The 806-nt window shown below is 59.8% G+C and carries 1 protein-coding gene; it reads left to right on the plus strand.

Features of this window, described 5'->3' with window-relative positions:
• Positions 1-120: 120 nt before the first annotated feature.
• A partial coding sequence (locus IAQ70_RS22495; protein ID WP_190992172.1) for a hypothetical protein occupies positions 121-806 on the plus strand: 686 nt, incomplete at its 3' end.

Below are 806 nucleotides of genomic sequence, written 5' to 3' on the forward strand. Positions count from 1 at the left end.
TTCTTGAACTACACCCTTGTTGGTTTAGGTCGTCTGGATGAGGCTCGTGCGGTAGGTGCTGAACTTGCCCCACTCGCGGTTCGTGTCGGGAACTACGCGGCCCAGCAACAGCACACTCGGATGAACGCGATGATCGAGTTCTTTCAGGACGGAAGTCCGGCCGCCCTGGAAAAATTTGCCCGCAAGGACCTCGCATTCTGCGAGGCTGTCGGGCTCGCAACGCCTGAGCATTCACTTGCCTGGCTTGGGCTGGCCAAATTCCTCGGCGGAGAATGGGAGGAAGCAAAGGATGCCTACTCAACCGCGCTGGAAACAGAGGCTGACACAGGAATGGTCGGGTGGGGATGGTCTGCCCTGTTTGAACTGCTCGCCTATATGGGCGACTCCCAGGCCGCCATGGGATTGCTTGAAAAGCATCGACACACCATTCCGCAACTGGATCAGGCCAACACCTGCGGGTCATGGGTGGCGGCGCTGACCGCCGTGGAAGGTTTAGTCGTTTTGGGAGAGTTGGAGCAGGCCGCCAAGTTGCTCCCGGCCATCGAACAATGCATCGAGCGCACCGGGGTCGTGTGCATCGAGTTCCGGGGTGGCCGCCTGGTCAAGCGTGCAGCGGCAATTGCCGCTGCAGCAGCCGGCGACTGGGCCCGCGCGGAAAAGTATTTTCGTGAGGCACGCCGTGACGCTGAAAACATACCCCACGTCGTAGAGCATGCACACACCTTGAGATTCCACGGGAAAATGCTTCTTCAAACCGGTGAGGAAGCATCGGCCGCCCGGGCAAAATCGTATCTGCAGGAGGCGCG

The organism is Pseudarthrobacter sulfonivorans, from assembly GCF_014712225.1.
GTDB lineage: Bacteria > Actinomycetota > Actinomycetes > Actinomycetales > Micrococcaceae > Arthrobacter > Arthrobacter sulfonivorans.